The 20,417-nt window shown below is 66.6% G+C and carries 17 protein-coding genes and 3 pseudogenes; 17 read left to right on the forward strand and 3 right to left on the reverse strand.

Going from position 1 to position 20,417, the window contains the following annotated elements; all coding sequences use genetic code 11:
• The first annotated feature begins 1 nt into the window (after position 1).
• The 3 genes from BUE44_RS30550 to BUE44_RS30560 all read left to right on the forward strand — a co-directional run bounded on the left by BUE44_RS30550 (position 2) and on the right by BUE44_RS30560 (position 2,595).
• A complete protein-coding gene (locus BUE44_RS30550; protein ID WP_073502269.1) occupies positions 2-826 on the forward strand; it encodes a 2-amino-3,7-dideoxy-D-threo-hept-6-ulosonate synthase in 825 nt (274 codons plus the stop codon).
• A gap of 316 nt (positions 827-1,142) precedes the next feature.
• A complete protein-coding gene (locus BUE44_RS30555; protein ID WP_073502306.1) occupies positions 1,143-1,928 on the forward strand; it encodes a 2,3-dihydro-2,3-dihydroxybenzoate dehydrogenase in 786 nt (261 codons plus the stop codon).
• A gap of 25 nt (positions 1,929-1,953) precedes the next feature.
• Positions 1,954-2,595, forward strand: a complete 642-nt coding sequence (locus BUE44_RS30560; RefSeq protein ID WP_407640074.1) for an isochorismatase family protein — start codon at positions 1,954-1,956, stop codon at positions 2,593-2,595.
• Here BUE44_RS30560 and BUE44_RS39880 read toward each other — a convergent pair.
• Together BUE44_RS39880 and BUE44_RS39990 are read right to left on the reverse strand one after the other, a co-directional pair.
• Positions 2,516-2,938 carry a DUF5959 family protein gene (locus tag BUE44_RS39880; RefSeq protein ID WP_407640075.1) on the reverse strand — a complete coding sequence of 141 codons (423 nt, stop codon included), beginning with the start codon at positions 2,936-2,938 and terminating at the stop codon, positions 2,516-2,518. The genes BUE44_RS30560 and BUE44_RS39880 overlap by 80 nt on opposite strands.
• Before the next feature lie 108 nt (positions 2,939-3,046).
• Positions 3,047-3,982, reverse strand: a pseudogene (locus BUE44_RS39990) (winged helix-turn-helix domain-containing protein); the annotation flags it as partial.
• Positions 3,983-4,529: 547 nt separating this feature from the next.
• Between BUE44_RS39990 and BUE44_RS30575 the strand changes: the two are divergent.
• The 3 genes from BUE44_RS30575 (at position 4,530) to BUE44_RS30585 (ending at position 7,103) form a co-directional block, all read left to right on the forward strand.
• Positions 4,530-5,357 carry a ParB/RepB/Spo0J family partition protein gene (locus BUE44_RS30575; protein ID WP_456049216.1) on the forward strand — a complete coding sequence of 276 codons (828 nt, stop codon included), beginning with the start codon at positions 4,530-4,532 and terminating at the stop codon, positions 5,355-5,357.
• Positions 5,358-5,635: 278 nt separating this feature from the next.
• Positions 5,636-5,995: a hypothetical protein gene (locus tag BUE44_RS30580; RefSeq protein ID WP_143172618.1), complete on the forward strand. Its 360-nt coding sequence runs from the start codon at positions 5,636-5,638 to the stop codon at positions 5,993-5,995.
• A gap of 406 nt (positions 5,996-6,401) precedes the next feature.
• The gene (locus BUE44_RS30585; RefSeq protein ID WP_073502272.1) at positions 6,402-7,103 is read left to right on the forward strand and encodes an SDR family NAD(P)-dependent oxidoreductase; all 702 of its coding nucleotides are present in this window, start codon (positions 6,402-6,404) and stop codon (positions 7,101-7,103) included.
• Between the two features lie 18 nt (positions 7,104-7,121).
• Here the strand turns inward: BUE44_RS30585 and BUE44_RS30590 are convergent, their stop codons facing one another.
• A complete protein-coding gene (locus BUE44_RS30590) occupies positions 7,122-7,886 on the reverse strand; it encodes a DUF6081 family protein (protein WP_073502273.1) in 765 nt (254 codons plus the stop codon).
• A 197-nt stretch (positions 7,887-8,083) separates the two neighbouring features.
• Between BUE44_RS30590 and BUE44_RS30595 the strand changes: the two genes are divergently transcribed.
• The 11 genes and pseudogenes from BUE44_RS30595 to BUE44_RS30635 all read left to right on the forward strand — a co-directional run.
• Entirely contained in the window at positions 8,084-8,419 is a 336-nt protein-coding gene (locus tag BUE44_RS30595; protein WP_073502274.1) for a DUF485 domain-containing protein, read from the forward strand.
• Positions 8,416-10,119 carry a solute symporter family protein gene (locus tag BUE44_RS30600; RefSeq protein ID WP_073502275.1) on the forward strand — a complete coding sequence of 568 codons (1,704 nt, stop codon included), beginning with the start codon at positions 8,416-8,418 and terminating at the stop codon, positions 10,117-10,119. Before BUE44_RS30595 ends, BUE44_RS30600 begins: the two co-directional genes overlap by 4 nt.
• 59 nt (positions 10,120-10,178) lie before the next feature.
• Positions 10,179-11,774 carry an FAD-dependent monooxygenase gene (locus BUE44_RS30605; RefSeq protein ID WP_235002617.1) on the forward strand — a complete coding sequence of 532 codons (1,596 nt, stop codon included), beginning with the start codon at positions 10,179-10,181 and terminating at the stop codon, positions 11,772-11,774.
• A gap of 92 nt (positions 11,775-11,866) precedes the next feature.
• Positions 11,867-12,754, forward strand: coding sequence for an aromatic prenyltransferase (locus BUE44_RS30610; RefSeq protein ID WP_073502277.1), 888 nt, complete (start codon positions 11,867-11,869; stop codon positions 12,752-12,754).
• Positions 12,755-12,971: 217 nt separating this feature from the next.
• Entirely contained in the window at positions 12,972-14,420 is a 1,449-nt protein-coding gene (locus BUE44_RS30615) for a DUF6851 domain-containing protein (protein ID WP_073502308.1), read from the forward strand.
• A gap of 211 nt (positions 14,421-14,631) precedes the next feature.
• Positions 14,632-16,812 carry an MMPL family transporter gene (locus BUE44_RS30620; protein ID WP_073502278.1) on the forward strand — a complete coding sequence of 727 codons (2,181 nt, stop codon included), beginning with the start codon at positions 14,632-14,634 and terminating at the stop codon, positions 16,810-16,812.
• Positions 16,813-17,280: 468 nt separating this feature from the next.
• Positions 17,281-18,507, forward strand: a complete 1,227-nt coding sequence (locus tag BUE44_RS30625) for a 3-deoxy-7-phosphoheptulonate synthase (RefSeq protein ID WP_073502279.1) — start codon at positions 17,281-17,283, stop codon at positions 18,505-18,507.
• Between the two features lie 199 nt (positions 18,508-18,706).
• Positions 18,707-18,795, forward strand: a pseudogene (locus BUE44_RS39890) (IS5/IS1182 family transposase); the annotation flags it as partial.
• A 249-nt stretch (positions 18,796-19,044) separates the two neighbouring features.
• Complete coding sequence (locus BUE44_RS38935; protein ID WP_235002619.1) at positions 19,045-19,668, forward strand: ISAs1 family transposase; 624 nt, start codon at positions 19,045-19,047, stop codon at positions 19,666-19,668.
• Positions 19,665-20,144: a transposase gene (locus BUE44_RS38940; RefSeq protein ID WP_235002620.1), complete on the forward strand. Its 480-nt coding sequence runs from the start codon at positions 19,665-19,667 to the stop codon at positions 20,142-20,144. Before BUE44_RS38935 ends, BUE44_RS38940 begins: the two co-directional genes overlap by 4 nt.
• Positions 20,145-20,182: 38 nt before the next feature.
• Positions 20,183-20,370: pseudogene (locus BUE44_RS30635) on the forward strand (IS5/IS1182 family transposase); the annotation flags it as partial.
• Positions 20,371-20,417 lie beyond the last annotated feature (47 nt).

Genomic DNA, 20,417 nt, shown 5'->3' on the forward strand with positions numbered 1-20,417 from the left:
AGTGGCTGTGCACAACGCTTCGTTCGCCCATAATCTCCGCTTGCGACGTCTGTTCCGGCATGGCGATGGACGCTTGCTCGTCGTGCCGCTCGACCATTCCGTCACCGACGGACCCTTGCGCTCCGGCGATCTGAACTCATTGCTGGGTGAGCTCGCCGGCACCGGTGTCGACGCCGTGGTCCTGCACAAGGGCAGCCTTCGCCATGTCGACCACGGTTGGTTCGGCGACATGTCACTGATCGTGCACTTGAACGCGAGCACGAGGCACGCGCCGGATCCGGACGCGAAATATCTGGTCGCCCACGTGGAGGAGGCGCTGCGACTGGGCGCCGACGCGGTCAGCGTGCACGTGAACTTGGGGTCACGTCAGGAGGCCCGACAGGTCTCCGATCTGGCGGCCGTGGCGGGGGAGTGCGACCGCTGGAACCTGCCACTGCTCGCCATGGTGTACGCACGCGGACCGCAGATCAGCGACTGTCACGCCCCGGATCTCGTGGCCCACGCCGCGTTACTGGCCGCTGACCTCGGCGCGGACATCGTCAAGACCGACTATGCGGGCACACCCGAGCAGATGGCCGAAGTGGTACAGGCCTGCCCGATCCCGGTCATCGTGGCCGGCGGCCCGCGCTCGGTCGAGACCGACACTGTGCTGGCCTATGTGTCCGACGCCCTGCGTGGCGGTGCGGCCGGAGTGGCCATGGGACGCAACGTCTTCCAGGCCGACCAGCCGGGCTGGATGGCAGCCTCGATCGCGCGGCTGGTGCATGAAACGCGACGCGTCTCCGACCGGGTTGGCGTGAGCAGCCGACTTGCCTTTACGACCTGAACTCCCGGACTTTCCCCAGAGGAGATACCTGTGAGGTCGCGCTGGCTGAGTATCCGCAACGCCAACCGAGCTGACGGAGAGCCATGGCTGAGGCGGTTGTCCGCCGGAGGGTGGTGGATGTCGTGGTGGCATCCCATCCGGCCGACCTGGAGTCGCTTCCCCCGACGGTGAAGTAGGTCTGTTCCCGCGGAACCACCCACCGCCCAAGTAGCTGGAGTCGGCCGGCCTGGCCATCGCCAACCTGCCGGGCCAAGACCGGAACGAGTTGTTCGGGTACGACGGCTGAGAAAGCCGCAAGGACTAGCAGGAGTTGATGATGGAACTGACCGGAATCGAATCAAGGGTCGTGCTGGTCACCGGTGCGGCGCAGGGCATTGGAGCCGCCGTGGCGGAAATCCTGGCAGGCGCGGGAGCGCACGTCGCGGCTGTGGACCGCAACGCCGAGGGGCTTGCCACCGTCGTTGCCAAGCTTGAGGCAGAGGGCGGGGTGGCTCGCGGCTACCCCGTCGACGTGTGCGACAGCGAGGCGGTCGACGCGCTCGTGGGGCGTATAGAAGACGAGCAGGGGCCCATCGGCATCCTCGTCAACGCGGCCGGCGTCCTGCACACCGGCAGGGTGGTCGAGCTGTCGGATCGGCAGTGGAACGAGACCTTCTCAGTCAATGCGGGTGGCGTGTTCAACGTGTCCCGCGCGGTGGCCCGGCGGATGATCCCCCGCCGCTTCGGGGCGATCGTGACCGTGGCGTCCAATGCTGCCGGTGTACCACGCACGGAGATGGCCGCGTACGCTGCCTCAAAGGCCGCGTCCGCTCAGTTCACCCGGTGTCTTGGGCTGGAGCTTTCAGACCACGGCATCCGGTGCAACATCGTCTCGCCAGGCTCAACCGACACTCCCATGCTGCGCTCGATGCTCGGCGAGGACGCCGATGCGGGGCAGGTTATCGAGGGCACGCCTGCCGCGTACCGCGTCGGTATTCCGCTGCGGAAGCTGGCCCAGCCGCGGGACGTGGCTGAGGCGGTCGCGTACCTCGTATCCGATCAGGCCGGTCACGTGACAATGCACGATCTGTATGTGGATGGCGGGGCTGCCCTGCACGTGTGAGTCATCAGACGGAAACTGGAGGTGAATGATGGCCATGACCCCGATCGCACCGTACCGCATGCCCGGCGACGGCGATCTGCCTAGCCCGGCGGTGCCCTGGCGTCCCCGTCCGGACCGGGCCGTCCTGCTGGTGCATGATATGCAGCGGTATTTCCTACGCCCGTTTCCGGCCGGGCAGTCTCCGCTGACCGATCTGGTCGGCAACACCGCGAAGCTGCTCGCGGCGGCGCGTGCGGCCGGTGTGCCGGTGATGTACACGGCACAGCCGGGCGGCATGAGCAGCCAGGACCGGGGGTTGCTGAACGACTTCTGGGGTCCTGGCATGGGCGTCGAGTTGGCTGACCGAGGCATCGCCGATGATGTCGCTCCCGAGCCGGGAGAAACGGTGCTGACCAAGTGGCGCTACAGCGCGTTCTTTCGGAGCGACCTGGAAGACCGGCTACGGCGGTCGGGAAGGGACCAGCTCATCATCTGCGGTCTCTACGCCCACATGGGGTGCCTCATCACCGCATGCGACGCGTTCAGCCGGGACATCCAGCCGTTCCTCGTGGCGGACGCGCTTGCCGACCTGTCTCTCGACGACCATCTCATGGCGCTTCGCTACGCCGCGGATCGTTGCGCGGTGCCGCTGTCCATGGCCGATGTGCTGGCCGGGCTGGGGACCTGAAGCCTTGTGCTGGGGCGGCCCAGTGCCCGTACCGAGGCCGTCTCCCACGACTTTGCTCGGCCATGTGTCCGCCTGACCTGTTCCAGCCGGGTGGGGTGTTCGCCGATTCGGTTCTCCGAGGGGCGGATCCACAGCCTTGCGCTGAGCCGGCCGGGATCGTTGATCGCCACGGCCAGCGACGGTCCCCTTGCTTATGGAGGACCAGACTCAGCCCACGGTCCCCACCGAAGAGCGCGCCCGTGCCAGCGGCGAGGCCGCTGAGTTCCTGCTTCCAGGCGTCGAGGTCGTGCTGGAAAAGGTTGAGCTCCAGGTGCGCATCGATGAAGCTGGCGCGCGCCGGCACTTAGCCGAGCCGTGGCAGTCAGTACCCCTGGCTGGAAGCGGGGCGGTGACGCGCACGACGCAGGGATCGCTCTCCGCGTCCTTCAAGCGAATCAGGTCCCCGCAGGTGCCCATCGAGGGACAGGCCTGCGCCGGCGAGGCAGCAGCCGACGGCCTCCGGCCGGTACTGAAGCATCTTGAGCTTGCGTTTCACAGCGCGGGTGATCTGGCTGAGGTCGGCTGCGGCGAGGTTGCCGAGGTCGCGTTTGACCAACGACCCACACGAGCACGACCGGGCCGTCGAGCTGGGTGTGGGCGCGGGTGACCAAGTTGCTGTAGGCCTTCCAGCCGAAGCCTCTCGGCACGTCCTTGCGGCCGCGGTACTCGCGGATCACGTAGATTCAGCCGGGGACCGCCTCCTGGGCTTGTAACAGGTCGTGCCCCCCATCGAAAAGCGTCCGGAGGTACGGCCGCGCGCACGACGGGCGTCCGGCAGATAGGGCCGGCCCCAGGTTCTGGCACGTGGCGGCGTCTTCGATGGCCCGGCTTCGACCTCGGCGATCACCCAGGAACCGAGCTCCGCCCAGTGCTCCGACCCGCGGCCGGGTCTCCTTCTTCCACACTTGACGGCTTCGTCGCCGCGCTCGATGGCCCGCGCGCGGGCTGCTGCCACGACCAGCCGTACCGCTTGAGTAGCCTCCAGGTGCCCTCGACCGTGTAGGAGACATGGAAAAGCCGGCCGATCAGGGGTCTTCACCCACGCCAGCCTTGCCGGTCCGCCCATCCGTGAACGAGCGGCCCGCGCCCCAACTCCCGTTCCGCCCTTTTAATCTGAGCCTCGCTGAGCCATGGACGGCCCGGCGACCCCTTCGACAGGACCCCGGCTTCTCCCCGTTCACGCCAGGTTCGACGCCACCGCTCCACCGACCGCTCGCTGACACGCAGCTCGGCTGCGATCTCCCCCTCTCTCTGCGCCTTGGCGTCGAAGCGTTCCACGGCCGCAGCCGTAACCGCTCCCTCGCGGCCCTCCCGGCGTCCGTCAGCCCGCCACCTGCGCATACCTCATTCCTCACGGCTACCAGAACTGAGCAACCGCCATGAGGCGAACGATACCGAACATCACCCATTCAAGTTCAGTAGTAGATTATCCTCGTCCCGTCCACGGCTCGATCGAGTAGTAGACACTACCCACGCGGGGCCTTGAGCGAGTATTGCTTACGGTGAGACCGCCAGGAATTATGCATGGGAAGCGTATCGCTTCCCCGAGATGAACATTTGGTTAGGTGTCAGCTCCGCGGTGGTCCCTCCTGTTGACCTCTGCAGGACCGGCTTGCGTACACACAATGCCTCCTACCTGACGATAGGTGAGTGTTCGGATGTGGAGCAATTTGGAGACCCTGAAAGTCGGCAACAACTCATCCAGCTACGGACTACCGGCGCGGGAGGCGCACGCGGAGGGTCCGGTCACATCGGACGCGACTGCCGTGTTTTCGGTATCGGTATCCTCGATCTTTCCTGGTGATTCACCTCGACTGACGGGGGAGAATCCTCAGCATGTGCAAATACTGGCTGCTACGCAGGAGCTTCCGCCGATTCTTTTGCACCGCAGAACGATGCGGGTCATCGACGGCATGCACCGGCTGCGAGCTGCGATGCTCCGGGGCGACGAGACCATCTCGGTCACGTTCTTCGAAGGTGACGACAAAGAAGCCTTCCTGCGTTCCATCGATGCCAATATCAAGCATGGCCTGCCGCTTTCACTTGCCGATCGCGAGGCGGCTGCCGGCCGTATCCTCGCGATGTACCAGCAATGGTCGGACCGGGCTGTCGCGGCTGTCACTGGGCTGTCTCCCACCACGGTAAGTGCGATCCGGCAGCGTTCGTTCCCCCCGGCTGAGCGGCGCGTGGGGAGAGATGGGCGAGTCCGTCCCGTTGATGGATCGGCGGGCAGGCGGCGTGCGAGCGAGGTAATCGCCAGGAAGGCCGATGCGCCGTTGCGCGCCATAGCCAGGGAAGCCGGCGTCTCGGTGGGGACTGCGCGACGAGTGCGTGAGCGCCTGCGAGCGGGCCAAGACCCGGTCTTGACCTCTCAGCGCGTCACCGCCCAGGAGCGCGGGCCGTCCGTCGATGCCCCGGTGGAGCCACAGAGACACGGAACGGGCAACCCGCGGCGCAGCGCTGACTGGCGTTCGGTGCGAGACAACCTGAGCAGAGATCCCGTTGTGAGGTACGCGGAGAACGGCCGCGCCTTCGTCCGTTGGATCGATGGCCATGTGATCGAGCCGGTTGAGTGGTGCGGGCTCATCGATGCTGTGCCACCGCACTGGCGGAATTCCGTCGCCGACTTGGCCCGGTCGTGTGCCGGAGCCTGGTTGGAGTTCGCGCAGGAACTTGAGAAGAGGGCGCGGACGGAATCGGAACTCAGCGAGCGTTCGGCGTAAGCATATTGCCCCTTGTGCTTCGCCTGGTGAAGAGCGTGAAGGCCGCAAACGGATGCGATATCAAAGCCGCAGCACTCCGAAACTGCTGGGGCCCGCTGGTGTCAGCAGACGAGAACTCCGACATTTCTCCGAGGGTCCCCGCGGCGCCCGCGAATTCGACGCGGTGCAGAGCGAATGGCTGCGACCGACCGCGAACGCGGCAGCACGACCGCATCCGACCCGACCGGCCCCCGTGCGGGTCCGGCTCCGCCCGTCCGTACGAGGAGTGTGATCGCACCATGCGAGTGATCGACTGGGTGGCGCTGGGCCGTTCCTCCGTTGCCCTGGTTACCGACCGGGTGCTGCGCGCACTGCTCACGCTCGGCACGGTGGCCACCGGCGTCACTCAGCCCGGCTGGCTGAAGGCGCGCGGCGAGCACTGGTGGGAGGGTGCCGCTCCCGCGAAGGGCACCGGGCCACGCTCGCTCGTAGCCGCGGCCGGGGCGGAGTCCGGCACCCTGCGCGACCGTGGACTGCTGCGCAAATTGAGGTCGCTGCGCGGCAGCCAGGACCTTCCGCGGCTGGGGGAGACGGCAAGCACGTACGAGGATGCGGCGCCCGATTGGCATCCCGAACGCCGCTCGGCGAACGACAGCTGACGCCGGCGGGACCGCGCACCGGTCCGACCGCCGCGCTTCCATGCCGGGAAGAACTCCCTTCTGCGGTTCAGCTTTCCGCCATGTCCCCGGTGACGATGCGGCCGGCCCGCGAAGGTGTGGATCGGATCCCACCCTTCTGCTAGGCGGCCGCGGAGGTGGTGAGTCGACGATTCCCCGGCACTACCGTTGCGCGTAATGGTGGCTGCATCGAGCCCCACAGTCGCGGGCCGGGTGCAGCATCACTTGTCCACAGGGCCACTCACGGAGCCATCAGGCCGCCTGCGCCATCGCAACTCCCGCGCGGAATCACGCGAATACGTGAGACCTCCCGTTGCCAGGACGGGGCTACGGTGAGCTTGGTGGCCCTGTCGGGCCGAGGCCCTGTCCGGTGTGGAGGAACTCAACAATGTCCGAACGTACTCATATCGTCGTCGTCGGCGGGACGTCCGGGATCGGCCGGGATATCGCGCAGTCCTTCGCCGCGCGGGGATGCGACGTGGTCATCACCGGCCGCACGAGCAGCCGGGCAAAGAGTATCGCCGAGGAGATCGGCGGGCGGATCCGCGGGCTCGGATTCGACCTGACCGACCCGGAGGAGATCGCGGAAGGGCTGGCCGACGTGGACGGCGTCGACCACCTCGTCCTCGCGGCGGTCGAGCGCGACCACAACACTGTTCGCGACTACAGGCCGGCGAACGCGATGCGCCTGCTGAACATGAAGCTCGTCGGCTATACCACTGTCGTACACACCCTCGCCCCGCGGATGACCGCCGGCAGTTCCACCGTACTGCTTGGCGGACTGGCCATGGAAAGGCCATATCCCGGCTCCACGACCGTGACAACCGCCAATGGCGGGATCAGCGCGCTGGTCAGGACGCTGGCCGTGGAGCTTGCGCCGATCCGGTTCAACGCCCTGCACCCGAGCCTGGTCGGCGACACGCCGATCTGGGATGACAAGCCCGGCATCCGCGACGCCGTAAGGCAGCGCACGCCGACCAAGCGCCTGGTGACGCTGCAGGACTGCACCCACGCGGTGACCTTCCTGCTGGAGAACCCCTCGGTCAACGGCGTCAACCTGGCGATCGACGGCGGGGAACTGCTCATCTGACACCGCGGGCGGCGGTCGTCACTGGCCGGGTGACCGGTCACCGGTATCCGGTGTGGACCTGATCTTCCACGGTCCCCACCGGCCGGTCGCGCCCTGCCCGTGCTCCCGGTCCCCACGCTGGTAGCGGGTGAGATCGCGGGCCGAGAACAGCCCCATGCCCGCGTGGAAGCCCACCACCGGTACCGGAAGCCATGCCCAGTAGACGAGTTGGCCGTCGACTTGGAACTCCACCTGCGACGTCTGCGCCCGGTAGGTGATGGCGTAGCGGTGCTCGCGCCCTGGCTCCGTCGGCACTGGAAGAACCACCCGGTGAACGTAGTGCTCGTGCCGCTGGGTCACGCCTGGGATCGCCAGTCGTTCCACCACCGCGTAGACGGTGTCGTCGGTGGCGGCGGCATTGAGCACGACACCGGTCTGAAGGTCGAAGAGGTTCACCGTGCCGTAGGCGTCGAGCAGGTCGTGAGGAATCTGGCCGTACGTCCGCACCCCCATCTCGACCTCGAAGCTGAGCACTCCCGCCGCCGGCACCAGAAAGCGCCGCACGGACCGGTACATCTGCTTGGCGTTGTTCTGCCTCGGGTCCGTGTCGTGGAAGCGGGTGAACGGGTTGACGGTCAGCTCCAGTCGCCCGTCACCGGTCCGCACCTGTGCGTTGCGGTCCCGGTACTGGTGCCGTACACCGTCGGCCCCGGTTACCGACATGATTCCCCAGCGGGCGGGGTCGAGCTCGCCACTGGTGAAGTCGTCGTACGTCCAAGCGGCTACCGCCGGAGTCGTCGTCATTCGAACACCATCTGCCGTGCCGACGTCGCCGGACATCACACGTTCACGTGGTTCGGCCGGGGTCACGCCATCTCATCACGGCACGGCGGAAACCCCGTGAACGAGCCATGCCCGTACGGCGAGTGGTGGCCAATGCTGCTCTTCAGACCGCCACGTCACGATGTCGTCATCGCGGCGTCCTCACTTACGGAGGTGTCATGGGCACGTTAGATTCGGCATTGAACCGTGACCGCTATGTCGCCGTACATGACAGCGCCCGGTTCGCGGCTCTGCGGCGCCGGTCGAACACCCTCACCCTCTGGGTGAGTGTCACCTTCTTCGGGTTCTGGTTCCTCACCATCTCGCTCGCCGCGTTCGCCCCGGACTTCTTCAACCACGGGCTCTTCGGCCCGTTCAACGTGGGCCTGCTGTTCTTCTTTCTCTCAAGCTTCTCTGTGGTGGTGACTACCGCCGTGTACATGCGACTGGCCCGTGCCCGGCTTGATCCGCTCAGCGAAGAGATCCGGGCCGACCTGGAAGGAGATCTCGGATGACCACTGTTCTCGCGGATCCTCCCCCCATCACCAACACCTGGGCGGCGCCCGCCCTCGCCACCGTGGTCGCCCTCGTACTGGCTGCCGTGGTGTTCGCCATCGTGAGATCGGTGCGAGGCCGTACACGCACACCCGACGACTTCCTCCTCGCGGGCAGAAACGTCGGCGCCCTTCCGAACGCCGTCACGATGGTCGGCGGGATCATCCTGTACTCGACCGTGATCATCAGCATCGGCCACATCGCGCTGAACGGCCTGGACGCCATCTACCTCGTGGTGGCCTTCACGATCGGCTCGGTGCTCGGTGTACTGATCTACGCCGCGCCGCTGCGCAACGTCGGCGGCTACACGCTCGGCGACCTGTTCGTGCTGAGGGCTCGCGAGCGCCCGGCACGGATCGCCTCCGCAGCTACCACGTTGGTGGTCTTCACCATGTTCATGGTGGTCATGCTGGCTGCGGTTGGCCTGGTCGCCAACCGGATGTTCAACACCAGCTCCACGGTGAACAAGCCCTTCGTGGCCGGCGTCATGTTCCTCGTCGGCTTGATCGTCATCGCCTGGGTGTACATGGGCGGGATGGCCGGAGTGACCCGGATACTGGTGTTCAAGACGATTCTGATGGTCCTCGCGGTCGCGGTGCTGACCGTGGCGGTGATGGCCAAGTACAAGATGAACATGGTCCACCTGCTCAACGACGCCCAGGACCACGCCCCGCCGAACAAGAGCGGTGCCAAGCTGCTGGAGGACGGCCGTCTGTTCAGCAAGGGCACCACGTACAACTCAGGTCAAGATCCGTGGGTCCACCTGTCGAAGCTCGTCTGCATCGCCATCGGCGGCATGGGGATGCCGTGGTTCTTCATGCGCTTCCACGTGGCGAGGAACGGACGGGAAGCGCGGCAGTCGGCGGGCTGGGCGTCGATGATCACCGCCGCGTTCTTCCAGTGCATCATCATCCTTGGTCTCGGCGCCGTGGCGATACTCCACGCGAAGAACGTCCAGGTGGTCCCCGAACACCGCGACGCCACCCTGCCGAAGCTCGTCGACAACCTCTTCGGCAAGTGGGCGAACGGCGTGCTCGGCGGATTCGCCCTGCTGTCGGTCGCCGCGATTCTCGCCGCCGTGCTCATCAACGGGGTGACCTCCTTCACCAAGGACATCAACGCGGCGCGCGGGCGGAATCCGGAACCGGCCGCCGAAGTGAAGGACATACGACGCAACGTGCTGGTCATCGGGTTCGCATCCCTCGTCCTGGGGACGGCGATGGCACCCCTGCTCACCCACATCTTCATTCCGACGTCCATCGACCTGGGGGCCAGCGTCGTCCTGCCGTCGCTCCTCTATTCGCTGTACTGGCGGCGCTTCAACACCCGGGGACTCATGTGGACGGTCTACGGAGGGATGGTGGCGACCCTCGTCATGGTCGTCTTCTCCAACGGCATTTCGGGTGACCCCCACAATGCCATGTTCGCCGGCCTGGACTTCAAGATCATCGACCTCGAACCCGGAATGATCTCGGCGCCGATCGGCTTCCTCCTCGGCTACCTCGGCACGGTCACCAGCCGTGAGCGCAACGACGCCGGCTTCGCCGAGATGCGGGTCCGCGCCCTCACGGGCGCTGTCATCCCCGCGCCGAAGGCCCCGCTCGCTCGCAGCGCGGATACGGGCGAACCGGAGAGCCGCACGCCCAGCGAAGCCCACTGATCAACTGCGATCGGTGGGGGGCGGTGCGAACCGTCCCCCACCCCTTCGGGAGGTAGATTGTGGAGCCGGTACCGGTTCTGGTCGTCGGCGCGGGCCCGGTCGGCATGACCACAGCCCTTTTGCTCGCCCGCCACGGCGTGACCTGTGTTCTGATCGACCAGGGCTTCGACACGACGGTGCATCCGAAGCTGGATTACGTCAACTCCCGCAGCATGGAGTTCTTCCGACAGCTCGGCGTCGCCGGCGATATCCGGTCCGCGGGTGTCGGGCACGGGCATCCCTCTGACGTGATCTGGTCCACCGGCCTCTCCGGCGAGCCGATCACCACATGGGAACTCCCCTCGGTAGCCGAACAGTGGCGGGCAATCGCCGAGCACAACGACGGCACCCAGCCCGCCGAGCCCAGCCAGCGGATCTCACAGATCGATCTGGAGCCGGTGCTGCGCTCCCACTGCCGGCGCAATCCGCTCATCGAGCTGCGCTGCGGCCTGCGGCTCGACTCGCTCACCCAGGACGCCGGCCAGGTGACCAGCCACCTGGCCGACACGATGAGCGGCGAGCGGGTCCGACTGCGGTCCCGATACGTGGTCGGCTGTGACGGTGCCTCCAGCCAGGTCCGCGACTGCGTGGGCATCGGTGAGGAGGGATTCGACGTACCGGGACTGCCGGGCGCGTTCATGGTGCACTTCAAGAGCCGCGACCTGGAAAGCCTGCACCGGCACGGGCGGTTCTGGCACTACTTCGCCTTCCGGTACATCATCATCGCCCAGGACGAGACCGACACCTGGACCGTTCATGTCAACGGCATGGAGCCATCCGAGTTCGACACGCCACCGGCCGATCCGGTGGCGTTCCTGCGCGACATCACGCAGACCGACCTGAAGGTCGACAAGGTGCTGCTGACCTCTCGCTGGCGCCCCGGCTTCTCCCTCGCGGACCGCTTCCGCGCCGGACGGGTCCTGCTCGCCGGCGACAGTGCCCACCGGATGTTCCCTACCGGCGGCTACGGGATGAATACGGGCATCGCCGACGCGGTCGACGCCGCCTGGAAGATCGCCGCCCTCGTCAAGGGCTTCGGAGGCCCCACGCTGCTCGACAGCTACGAGGCGGAACGCCGCCCGGTGGGCCTGCGCAACCTGAAGACCTCACACCGGCACCTCGGCGTGCACCTCAGGGCAGGCGCTCTCGTGCGGGAGGGCGGCTCGCGCAAGGCCGTCGCCGCGTTCCTCGAAACCGAACGCGGCGAGAACGAGTACGCGGGCATCGAGCTGGGCTACCGCTACGCCGGCTCCCCCCTCATCTGCCATGAGGACGGGCCAGAACCCCCCTGGCACCCGGGGGAGTACACGCCGACGACCTGGCCGGGCGGCCGCCCGCCCAGCCTTCTTTTGCAGGACGGCACAGCGCTCTACGACCGGTTCGCCTTGTCCTTCACGCTCATCGACTTCGCCGGTGACGGCGGCGCCGACGAGCTCCTGCGCGAGGCGGCCGCTCAAGGCCTGCCGGTTGGCCACGCCGTGGTGAACAACGCCAGAGCGCGGCAGATATGGGAACGCGACCTGGTGCTTCTCAGGCCGGACCACCATGTGGCCTGGCGCGGGAACAGCGCCCCCGCGGATCCGGCTGCCGTCGTCCGGAGGGTACGAGGCGCCTGACGACGACGCCGGCGCGTTGGTCTCGGGGTTGGTGCGGGTGAAGGCGTGATACGCCGTCAAAGATTCGACATGGCGAGGCACTTGGAGGACAGATGCCCGGAACTCCCGAGGTGGAAGAGCTCTGCTCGGCCATCGAGCAGTCAGCCCGGAAGCTCGGTGTGGCCTACTCGCGCGACAAGGTCTGGCCCATCCTGACTGCGTACGGGGACGCGTTCGGGCATGACGCGACCGTTGTCGCCTTCCGGGTGGCGACCAGTATGCGCCAGGCGGGTGAACTCGACTGCCGCTTCATGACGCATCCGAAGGAACGTGAGCCCTATGCCGTTGCTCTGTCGAACGGCATCACCCCGGAGACGGACCATCCCGTAGGAGACCTGCTCGCGGACATCCAGGAACGCTGCCCCGTGGACAGTTACGGTATCGACTTCGGGGTCGTCGGCGGCTTCAAGAAGGTTTATGGCTTCTTCACCCCGGAAACTCTGCAGAAGGTGTCGACGTTTGCCGACATGCCGTCCATGCCGCGCAGTCTGGCCGCCAACGCCGATTTCCTCGCTCGTCACGGCGTGGCCGACAGAGTCAACGTGATCGGAATCGACTACGGGCACCGGACGGTGAATGTGTACCTCGGTGCGCCGGCTGAGTGCTATGAACCGGAGACTATCCGGTCGATGCTCCGCGAGCTCGGCATGGCGGAGCCGAGCGAGCAGTTGCTCAAGCTCGGGGAGAAGTCGTTCGGGCTGTATGTCACCCTGAACTGGGAGTCCTCGAAAATCGAGCGGATCTGCTACGCCGTGACCACCACGGATCTGGCCACCCTTCCCATTCCGGTCGAACCGGAGATCGTGCGATTCGCGCAGAGCATCCCATATGGCGGCGCTGAGCGTAAGTTCGTCTATGGCATCGCGCTCGCCGCCGAAGGGGAGTACCACAAAATTGAGGCGCACCTCAAATGGCAGGCCGGGGTGATGGACTACATCTGACGGTCGAACCAGAGATGTGGGAGGTGTCGCGCTCACCCCCGGGTAGCGCTCACTACTCGATCGAGCAGTGGCCTGGGTCGAGGTGCGTCCTCTAATCTCGCACCGGTATGGCCACAATCTACCTGATGGTATGCAACCGCCAGGGCCGAGTTGACCGAAAGGGGAAATTCTGGTGAGGAATTTGAGGCGGCTGCGGAGTCCGCGCCCAAGGTATGTGGTGGCCTTCGCCACCTCAGCGGTCCTGGTAGGGGCACTGGTCGGTGCCATGCCGGCATCCCCGCAGCAGGCGCCGCCGGCCTTCGATCTCGATCACGGGAACATCCTGACGCAGGTCGTCTATCCGAAGTTCCAGAGAGAGTCGCGTGAGTCGGCCGCCGGCCGTGCCGTGACGTTGACTGTGGATCACGCGATGCTGATAGAGATGCCATGGTTCGATGCCATAGCCCCCTATCGCGACAAGGCGGTGGGCATCTTCTCGAACATCCCTCGCCGCCCGGCGGAAGAGCACACGCTGCGCAACATGAACATCGCTGTCGCCTACTCCGCCTTCACCTCGCTCAACGCCGAGCTACCGGAATCCAAGTCCGTCTGGATCGAGATGATGCAATCGGCTGGTCTCGACCCCAATAACACCGCGGAGGACCCGACCACGCCGAGCGGGATCGGCATTCTCGCGGCCAAGAACGCCCTGGCGGCGCGCGCACATGACGGCTCCAACCGGGATGGGGACGAGGGCGGTGTCAAGTACAACCGGCAGCCCTACGCCGACTACACCGGCTACAAGCCGGTCAACCCCCCGTACGCGCTCCGCAACCCGTCGCGCTGGCAGCCGAATACCAGCTCGACGAGGAACGTCTACCGTGTCCAGGAGTTCGCGACTCCTCAGTTCGGCCTCCTGAAGCCGTTCACGTTCGACAGTCCCGCCCAGTTCAAGGTTCCGCCGCCCGTGGACAGCAACTACCGGAACCGTGGCGCCTACAAGCGGCAGGCCGACCAAGTGCTGAAGGCGTCAGCGGCTCTGGACGACCGCGAGAAGGTGGCCGCCGAGCTCTTCAACGACAAGGTGCTGACCTTCGGGGCCGTCGCCGGCAGTCCGGTGGTCTTCGCGGGCCAGTACGACACCGAGAAGATGGTCGACTACATCGCCACGACTGACGTTTCCTTCGTCGACTCCACTATCGCGACGTGGTATTTCAAGCGGAAGTACGACGCGGTGCGGCCCTTCAGCGCTATCCGGTACCTGTACGGGGACAAGAAGATCACGGCGTGGGGCGGGCCCACACAGGGCACCGTCAGCGACATCACCGGAAACGAGTGGCGGAGCTACCTGAACGGGGACACCGCCGACGCTCCCGAGTATCCTTCCGACACCGCCGCGCTCTGCCTGGCCTTCGCCTCGCAGGTACGGCTCTTCACCGGCACCGACCAGGCCGACATTACGTATACCGCGCCGAAGGGTTCCTCCGTCGTCGAGCCGGGAGTCACCCCGGCCACCGACGTCAAGTTGCAGTGGAGCAACTGGACCGACTTTGCAAATGACTGCGGCGAGAGCAGTGTCTCGGCCGGCGAGAACTTCCCGCCCTCGATCAGGGCGGCAGCTGAATACGCGCCGAGGATCGGCGAACTGAGCTACCAGTACATCCAGCGCAAGTTGAACGGCGGCTGATCGCTCTCGCCGTTGACTCCGGCCGCGGCGGTGCCTTCTGGTTCCGCCGGCGGCCGGATGCTGAACCACTGGCTGGCCCGGCCCCCGCAGTACTACGGCAGGAGTACCGCAGCCGTGGCAGCGCGACCCATATAGTGCCTCCCTCCGCACGATGACGTTGAGGTTCCCGATCGCGAGGATTGAGCACACAGCTCAATGACTCAAGGAGAAGATGATGTCAACCGAGGCTCCCCCCAAGGACGGAGCTCTGGCGGGACTGGCCCGGTTCTGCTACCGGCGCCGCCGCCTGGTCCTGATGGCCTGGATCCTGGGCGTGCTCGCCGTGGCGTTCGTCGGCTTCCGCTTCGCCGCCGCCTCCGACAACGACTTCACCGGTGGCACCACCGATTCCGCCCGTGCGCAGGCCCTGATTGAGAAACACTTCCCGGAGCAGCAGGGGGACACCCTGACTCTCGCTGTCAAGGCGGACAAGGGAATCGACGACCCGGCCGTCCGGGCGAAGATCGAGAAGGTCATCAGCACGCTTGACACCTTCACCGTGACCGGCCCGGTGATCTCGCCGTACCAGGACGCGACCCTGGTGACGAAGGACCGCCACATCGCCCGTACCACCATCCCGCTGACCAACAAGGAGGCGTCGAAGAGCGACGTCAAGCCCCTGGTCGACGCGGTCAAGGATGCCTCCGGCGATGGGGTGCTGATGGGCCTCGGCGGGGACAAGGCGGAGAAGGCCGAGACCCCCAAGCCGGGCCCGGCGGAAGGCGTGGGCGTACTGGCGGCCGCCGTGATCCTCTTCATCGCTTTCGGGTCGCTGGTGGCGATGGGCCTGCCGATCGTGACCGCGCTGATGGCGATCCTCGGCGGCATCGGACTGCTCAAGCTCGTGGCGCACGTGGTGCCCTCGCCGGACTTCACCGTGCTGGTCGCGGCGCTGATCGGGCTCGGAGTCGGTATCGACTATGCGCTGTTCATCGTGACCCGCTACAAGGACAGCCTGCACGACGGCGACGATCCCGAGACCGCCACGGTCAAGGCCATCACCACCGCAGGTCACGCGGTGCTGTTCGCCGGCACGACCGTCGTGATCGCCCTGCTGGGCCTGGTCGCGATGGGACAGCGGCTGATGACCGGCGTGGCCATCGGCGCGTCGGTGACCGTGCTGGTGACAATGATCGCCGCGGTGACGCTGCTGCCGGCCTTCTTGGGCTTCACCGGCCGTAAGATCAACTCGTTGCGGCTACCCCGTCGCAGGTCCCGGCGGCTCGAGTCCGCCGGTGCCCCGTCCCGGGAGCGTCGTACCCCCGCCGAACGCTGGGCCGGCGTCGTACAGCGCAGGCCGCTGGTCGCCACGGTACTGGCCGGCGCGGGCCTGCTGGTACTGGCCGCCCCTGCGCTGTCGATGCGCCTCAGCCTGCCCGACGCCAGCGTTCAGCCGCACGATCGGAGCAGCTACATCTCGCACCAGATCGTGTCCGAAGGCTTCGGTCCCGGCTACGGCGCACCCATGGTCTTCGCTACCCAGGTCGACTCCACGAACGCCGATCTGCGTCGCGTCGTTGACAAGGTCCGCGCGACCGAGGGCGTCGCCTACGTCACGCAGCCTCGGGTGAGCAAGGACGGGCAGGCCGCCACATTCATGGCCTTCCCCGAGACCGGATTCCAGGATCAGGCGACCACGGACCTGGTGCACAAGCTACGTGACAGCGTGCTGCCCGAGGTGTCGGGCGGCGACCGGGTCTTCCTCGGCGGCCCGAACGCGGGCGCGATCGACTTCGCTGCTCAGACAAGCTCGCGCCTGCCCTGGATGATCGGAGTCGTCATCGCGCTGTCCCTGTTGCTGCTGATCGGGCTGGTCCGGTCGGTCACGATCGCGCTGCAGGCCGCCGTGATGAACCTGCTGTCCATCGGCGCTGCCTACGGAGTGCTGGTCGCGATCGTGCAGTGGGGATGGCTGGGCTCTGCCCTCGGTTTCCCCGCCGCGATGCCGGTCACGACCTGGGTGCCGATGATGATGTTCCCGGTCCTGTTCGGCCTGTCCATGGATTACGAGGTCTTCCTGATCTCGCGGGTCCGTGAGGAGTACGAGCGCACTGGTGACACCCGGCGTGCTGTCACCAGCGGGCTGGCGCGGACGGCCAAGGTCATCACCGCCGCGGCCGCCATCATGATCGCCGTCTTCACGACGTCCCTGCTCGGCCCTGACGTCGCTGTCAAGCAGATCGGCCTGGGCATGGCAGTCGCCGTGCTCGTCGACGCCACCGTCATCCGGATGGTCCTCGTCCCTGCGGTGATGGAGCTGTGCGGACAGGCCAACTGGTGGATGCCAGGACGGCGGGCGCCGAAGGCGACCTCGGGTCCACACGCCGGTGTGGGTGAAGAGGCCAGAGTCTGATCTTTCCTCGACGAGTCGGAGTGCGGACAATCCCGGGTGGGGTTGCCCGCACTCCTTCGTCAACCTCCGGGAGAGCGCACTCTCGCGGAAGGAGCCCGCACGTGAGCCTGAAGGCGGCGCGTTGACGATCTCCGGGCCTCATCGCAGAAGCCGGTCCGGTAGCGCGTGCGCCACAGGTTCAGCCTGGTACAAACAGGCCCGTCGGCCGACAAGGATGCTAGGCGGCACGCCATCGTGTGATGACAGGACATCCATCACTTCTCAAACCACCCTCGCTCAGCAGCGCGAAGACGTGATGTGCGTGCAGTGGCTGCTGGGCCAAGCTATCAACACACCCCTGGACCGGGCGGGAAGCTCCGGCGCTGTCGGGCCGGTCGGGGCGAACGGTTCTCGCTCGTCCGGCGACCGGCTCGCCACCTGCCGTGGCTCCCGGAAGCACGTCTCTCCGAACTCTTGACGGGAGCACACATGCAGCCACTCAGCTCCACGGCGGACTCCACCCAACTCGGGACGTGGGAGGGCATGCCGGCGTCCCAGCAACCGGACTGGCGAGACCATGCCGGCTACGAAGAAGCGTGCCAGGGGCTGGCGTCGGCCCCGCCCCTGGTGACGGCTGCGGAGATTCGGCAGCTGCGGTGGTCGCTGTCGAGACTGATGACGACCAACGCCCACTTGCTTCAACTGGGTGACTGTGCGGAGAGCTTCTACGAGTGCACGCCTCGACATACCTCGGAGAAGCTGAGTGTCATCGACCGGCTGGGAGATCGGTTCAGCGAACTCACCGGCCAGACTGTTGTTCGTGTCGGGCGTATGGGTGGACAGTTCGCCAAACCCAGGTCGCAGGCGACCGAAGGTCACGGCACACTGACCATTCCCTCCTTCATGGGACACATGATCAATTCGGAAATCGCTACGCCGGCGACCCGCAAGGCCGATCCGTGGCGCATGTTGTGGGCCTATGACGCCAGCGACAGGGTGCAGCAGGTGATGCGCAAGCATCGCCAGGGAAACGGTCGTGTGCCGACAGGGGAAGGGCCATGGTCGAGCCACGAGGCCCTGGTCATCGACTATGAATCCCGATTGATCCGCCGCGACCCGGACTCGGACGACCTGTACCTGAGCTCGACACACCTGCCGTGGGTGGGAGAGCGGACACGCCAACCGGCCGAGGCGCATATAGCCATGCTCTCCTCTGTGGTGAATCCGGTGGGCTGCAAGATCGGACCGACCGCGAACCCTGACAGCGTACTGCGGGTGTGTGACGCCCTCGATCCGCGACGCGAGCCCGGCCGCCTCGTCCTGATACCGCGAATGGGCCGAGACCTGATTCAGGAGGCCCTGCCGCCCATCGTCCGCCGCATGGTGAATGCGGGACACCCGGTGGTCTGGCTGAGTGACCCCATGCACGGCAACACGGTGAAGTCCCGGGCCGGTCTGAAAACACGTTACCTGACCGACGTGATCACCGAGGCACTGCGATTCCGCGACATCCTTGAGGAGAACCGGCAGCACGCCTCGGGACTCCACATAGAGGTCGCGGCGGATGACGTGACGGAATGCATCGGTGGATCGGTGCGGACCGAGGACGAATTGCAGCGTCACTACACTTCGCTGTGTGATCCGAGGCTCAACGTCGAACAGGCCACCGAGCTCATCGAGGTGTGGGCCAAGGGAACAGCAACGGTTCGTTCCTGATCCGCCGGGCCTCCTGCCAAGGCCAGTTTTGGGGCCGGCTAACGACCTTGGGAGCGTTTGAGCTCGGGGCGTGCCGGCTTGGCAGCGCCGCTGATAGGTGATCGGCAGACGGCGTCTTGCAGGAAGGGCCGATTACCTGCGGGGCGGGCAGTGAGCCTTTGCCAACCTAACTGATGATGGCGGTAGTTGGCTCGACAGCAAGCACAAAAGGCACGGGATGAACGTGCAGGTCCTCGCCGATCCCTTCGGTCGACTGTTGTGGCCTCGCCTGCTTTGCAGGGCCTCGTCGTTCAGCGGTTGTGTCCGACTTGATGGAAATTCAGCTGGTTGGCATGGCCGTGGAGTTCGTTGCGTGAGGCGGGACGGAGGCAGGCACGATCTCCGGGTGATCATGAGGTGTCGAGTCCCTGATCACTGCAACGGAAGACCGTGCCTGCGCGCTCATCATCGCCCATCCCTGCCGGCCTGAGCCAACTCACCGCCGCCCACCCAGCTGGGCTCGGGGAACATCCGCATCTGCTGGACTGCCTTGTGACGGTGCCCGATCCGCGCCGGGCCAAGGGCCGCCGCCATTCCCTCTCCTTCGTTCTCGCGCTCGCCGCGTGCGCGGTGCCGGCCGGCGCGAAGTCGCTGACGGCGATCGCTGAATGGGCGGCCGACGCACCGGTCTGCGTGCTCAGTGCGCTCGGCGGTCCGAACCGCGAACCCACCGGCCCCAGCGCTCCGGCAGAAGCCACCGTGCGCCGAGTCCTGCAGCGCACCGACGGCGACGCCCTCGATGCGGCAGTCGGCGCCTGGCTCGCAGCCCGCGACCCCGGCCCCACGCCCGTCGTCCAGGACGCGGACCAGCTGCCCCGCCGCTCACTGGCCGTGGACGGCAAGACGGTCCGCGGCGCCCGCCGCACCGACGGCACCCAAGTGCACCTGCTCGCCGCGATGACCGGCACCAGCCTGGTCACCGCCCAACGCGAGGTCGGCTCCAAGACCAACGAGATCACCGTCTTCAAGCCGATGCTCGCCGAACTCGACCTGGCCGACACCGTGGTCACCTTCGACGCTCTGCACACCCAGCAGGCCCACGCCCGCTTCCTGGTGGAAGACAAGAACGCCCACTACATCGCCGTGTCGAAGGGAACCAGCCGCTGCTGCACCAGCAGATGAAGCAACTGCCCTGGCGAGACGTCCCGCTACTGGGCAAGACCCGCGCCACCGCACACGGCCGGGACGAGATCCGCCGCGTCAAGACCGCCACCGTCGCCCGCGGCCTCGCATTCCCCTACTCCGCCCAAGCCGTGCAGATCGTGCGCCGCCGCCGGACGATCAGCACAGACAAGGTCACCCTGGAACGCGTCTACGCGGTCACCGACCTCACCGCCGAGCAGGCCGACGCCCCCGAGATCGCCCACCGCGTGCGTGAGCACTGGGGCATCGAGGACAAGATCCACCACGTGCGCGACACCACCTTCGCCGAGGACGCCTCCCGCGTACGAACCGGAATTGCACCCCGAGCCATGGCCGCACTGCGCAACCTGGCCATCGGCGCCCTCCGCCTCACCAACTGCGACAACATCGCCGCCGGCCTGCGCAAGCACAGCCGAGACACCACACAGCCCCTGACCACCCTCGAAATCAGGTGACCAAACCAGGACAGAATCCATGAACGACGCCACCCTGGCCTGCTTTGCCCGGTGCTGTCCACGACATCCGCGCGGCTCGCGAGCACGGCATCGTCGACGCCCTCACTGAAGCCGACATCAGGTGCTGGGCCGACAAGGGGTACCGAGGTGCCGGCGGCACCGTCCGCACCCCGGGTGGGGACGGTGGGAGACCCTCTCCGCCGGTCAGCAGGCGGTGAACCGCTCCCGGCCGGGCAGGGCGTCGAGGTCGGGCACGCCCGCGAGGTGGCCGTG

It is taken from the genome of Actinacidiphila paucisporea (assembly GCF_900142575.1).
In the GTDB taxonomy this organism is placed as follows: Bacteria; Actinomycetota; Actinomycetes; order Streptomycetales; family Streptomycetaceae; genus Actinacidiphila; species Actinacidiphila paucisporea.

Coding starts and splice junctions, on each gene's coding strand:
- BUE44_RS30590 (WP_073502273.1), bottom strand. CDS start 7,886: ATGACGACGACTCCGGCGGTAGCCGCTTGGACGTACGACGACTTCACC.
- BUE44_RS38940 (WP_235002620.1), top strand. CDS start 19,665: ATGAAGCAACTGCCCTGGCGAGACGTCCCGCTACTGGGCAAGACCCGC.
- BUE44_RS30560 (WP_407640074.1), top strand. CDS start 1,954: ATGATGGCCATGACCCCGATCGCACCGTACCGCATGCCCGGCGACGGC.
- BUE44_RS30625 (WP_073502279.1), top strand. CDS start 17,281: ATGCAGCCACTCAGCTCCACGGCGGACTCCACCCAACTCGGGACGTGG.
- BUE44_RS30575 (WP_456049216.1), top strand. CDS start 4,530: ATGCGGGTCATCGACGGCATGCACCGGCTGCGAGCTGCGATGCTCCGG.
- BUE44_RS30595 (WP_073502274.1), top strand. CDS start 8,084: ATGGGCACGTTAGATTCGGCATTGAACCGTGACCGCTATGTCGCCGTA.
- BUE44_RS30580 (WP_143172618.1), top strand. CDS start 5,636: ATGCGAGTGATCGACTGGGTGGCGCTGGGCCGTTCCTCCGTTGCCCTG.
- BUE44_RS30610 (WP_073502277.1), top strand. CDS start 11,867: ATGCCCGGAACTCCCGAGGTGGAAGAGCTCTGCTCGGCCATCGAGCAG.
- BUE44_RS30600 (WP_073502275.1), top strand. CDS start 8,416: ATGACCACTGTTCTCGCGGATCCTCCCCCCATCACCAACACCTGGGCG.
- BUE44_RS30620 (WP_073502278.1), top strand. CDS start 14,632: ATGATGTCAACCGAGGCTCCCCCCAAGGACGGAGCTCTGGCGGGACTG.
- BUE44_RS30555 (WP_073502306.1), top strand. CDS start 1,143: ATGGAACTGACCGGAATCGAATCAAGGGTCGTGCTGGTCACCGGTGCG.
- BUE44_RS30585 (WP_073502272.1), top strand. CDS start 6,402: ATGTCCGAACGTACTCATATCGTCGTCGTCGGCGGGACGTCCGGGATC.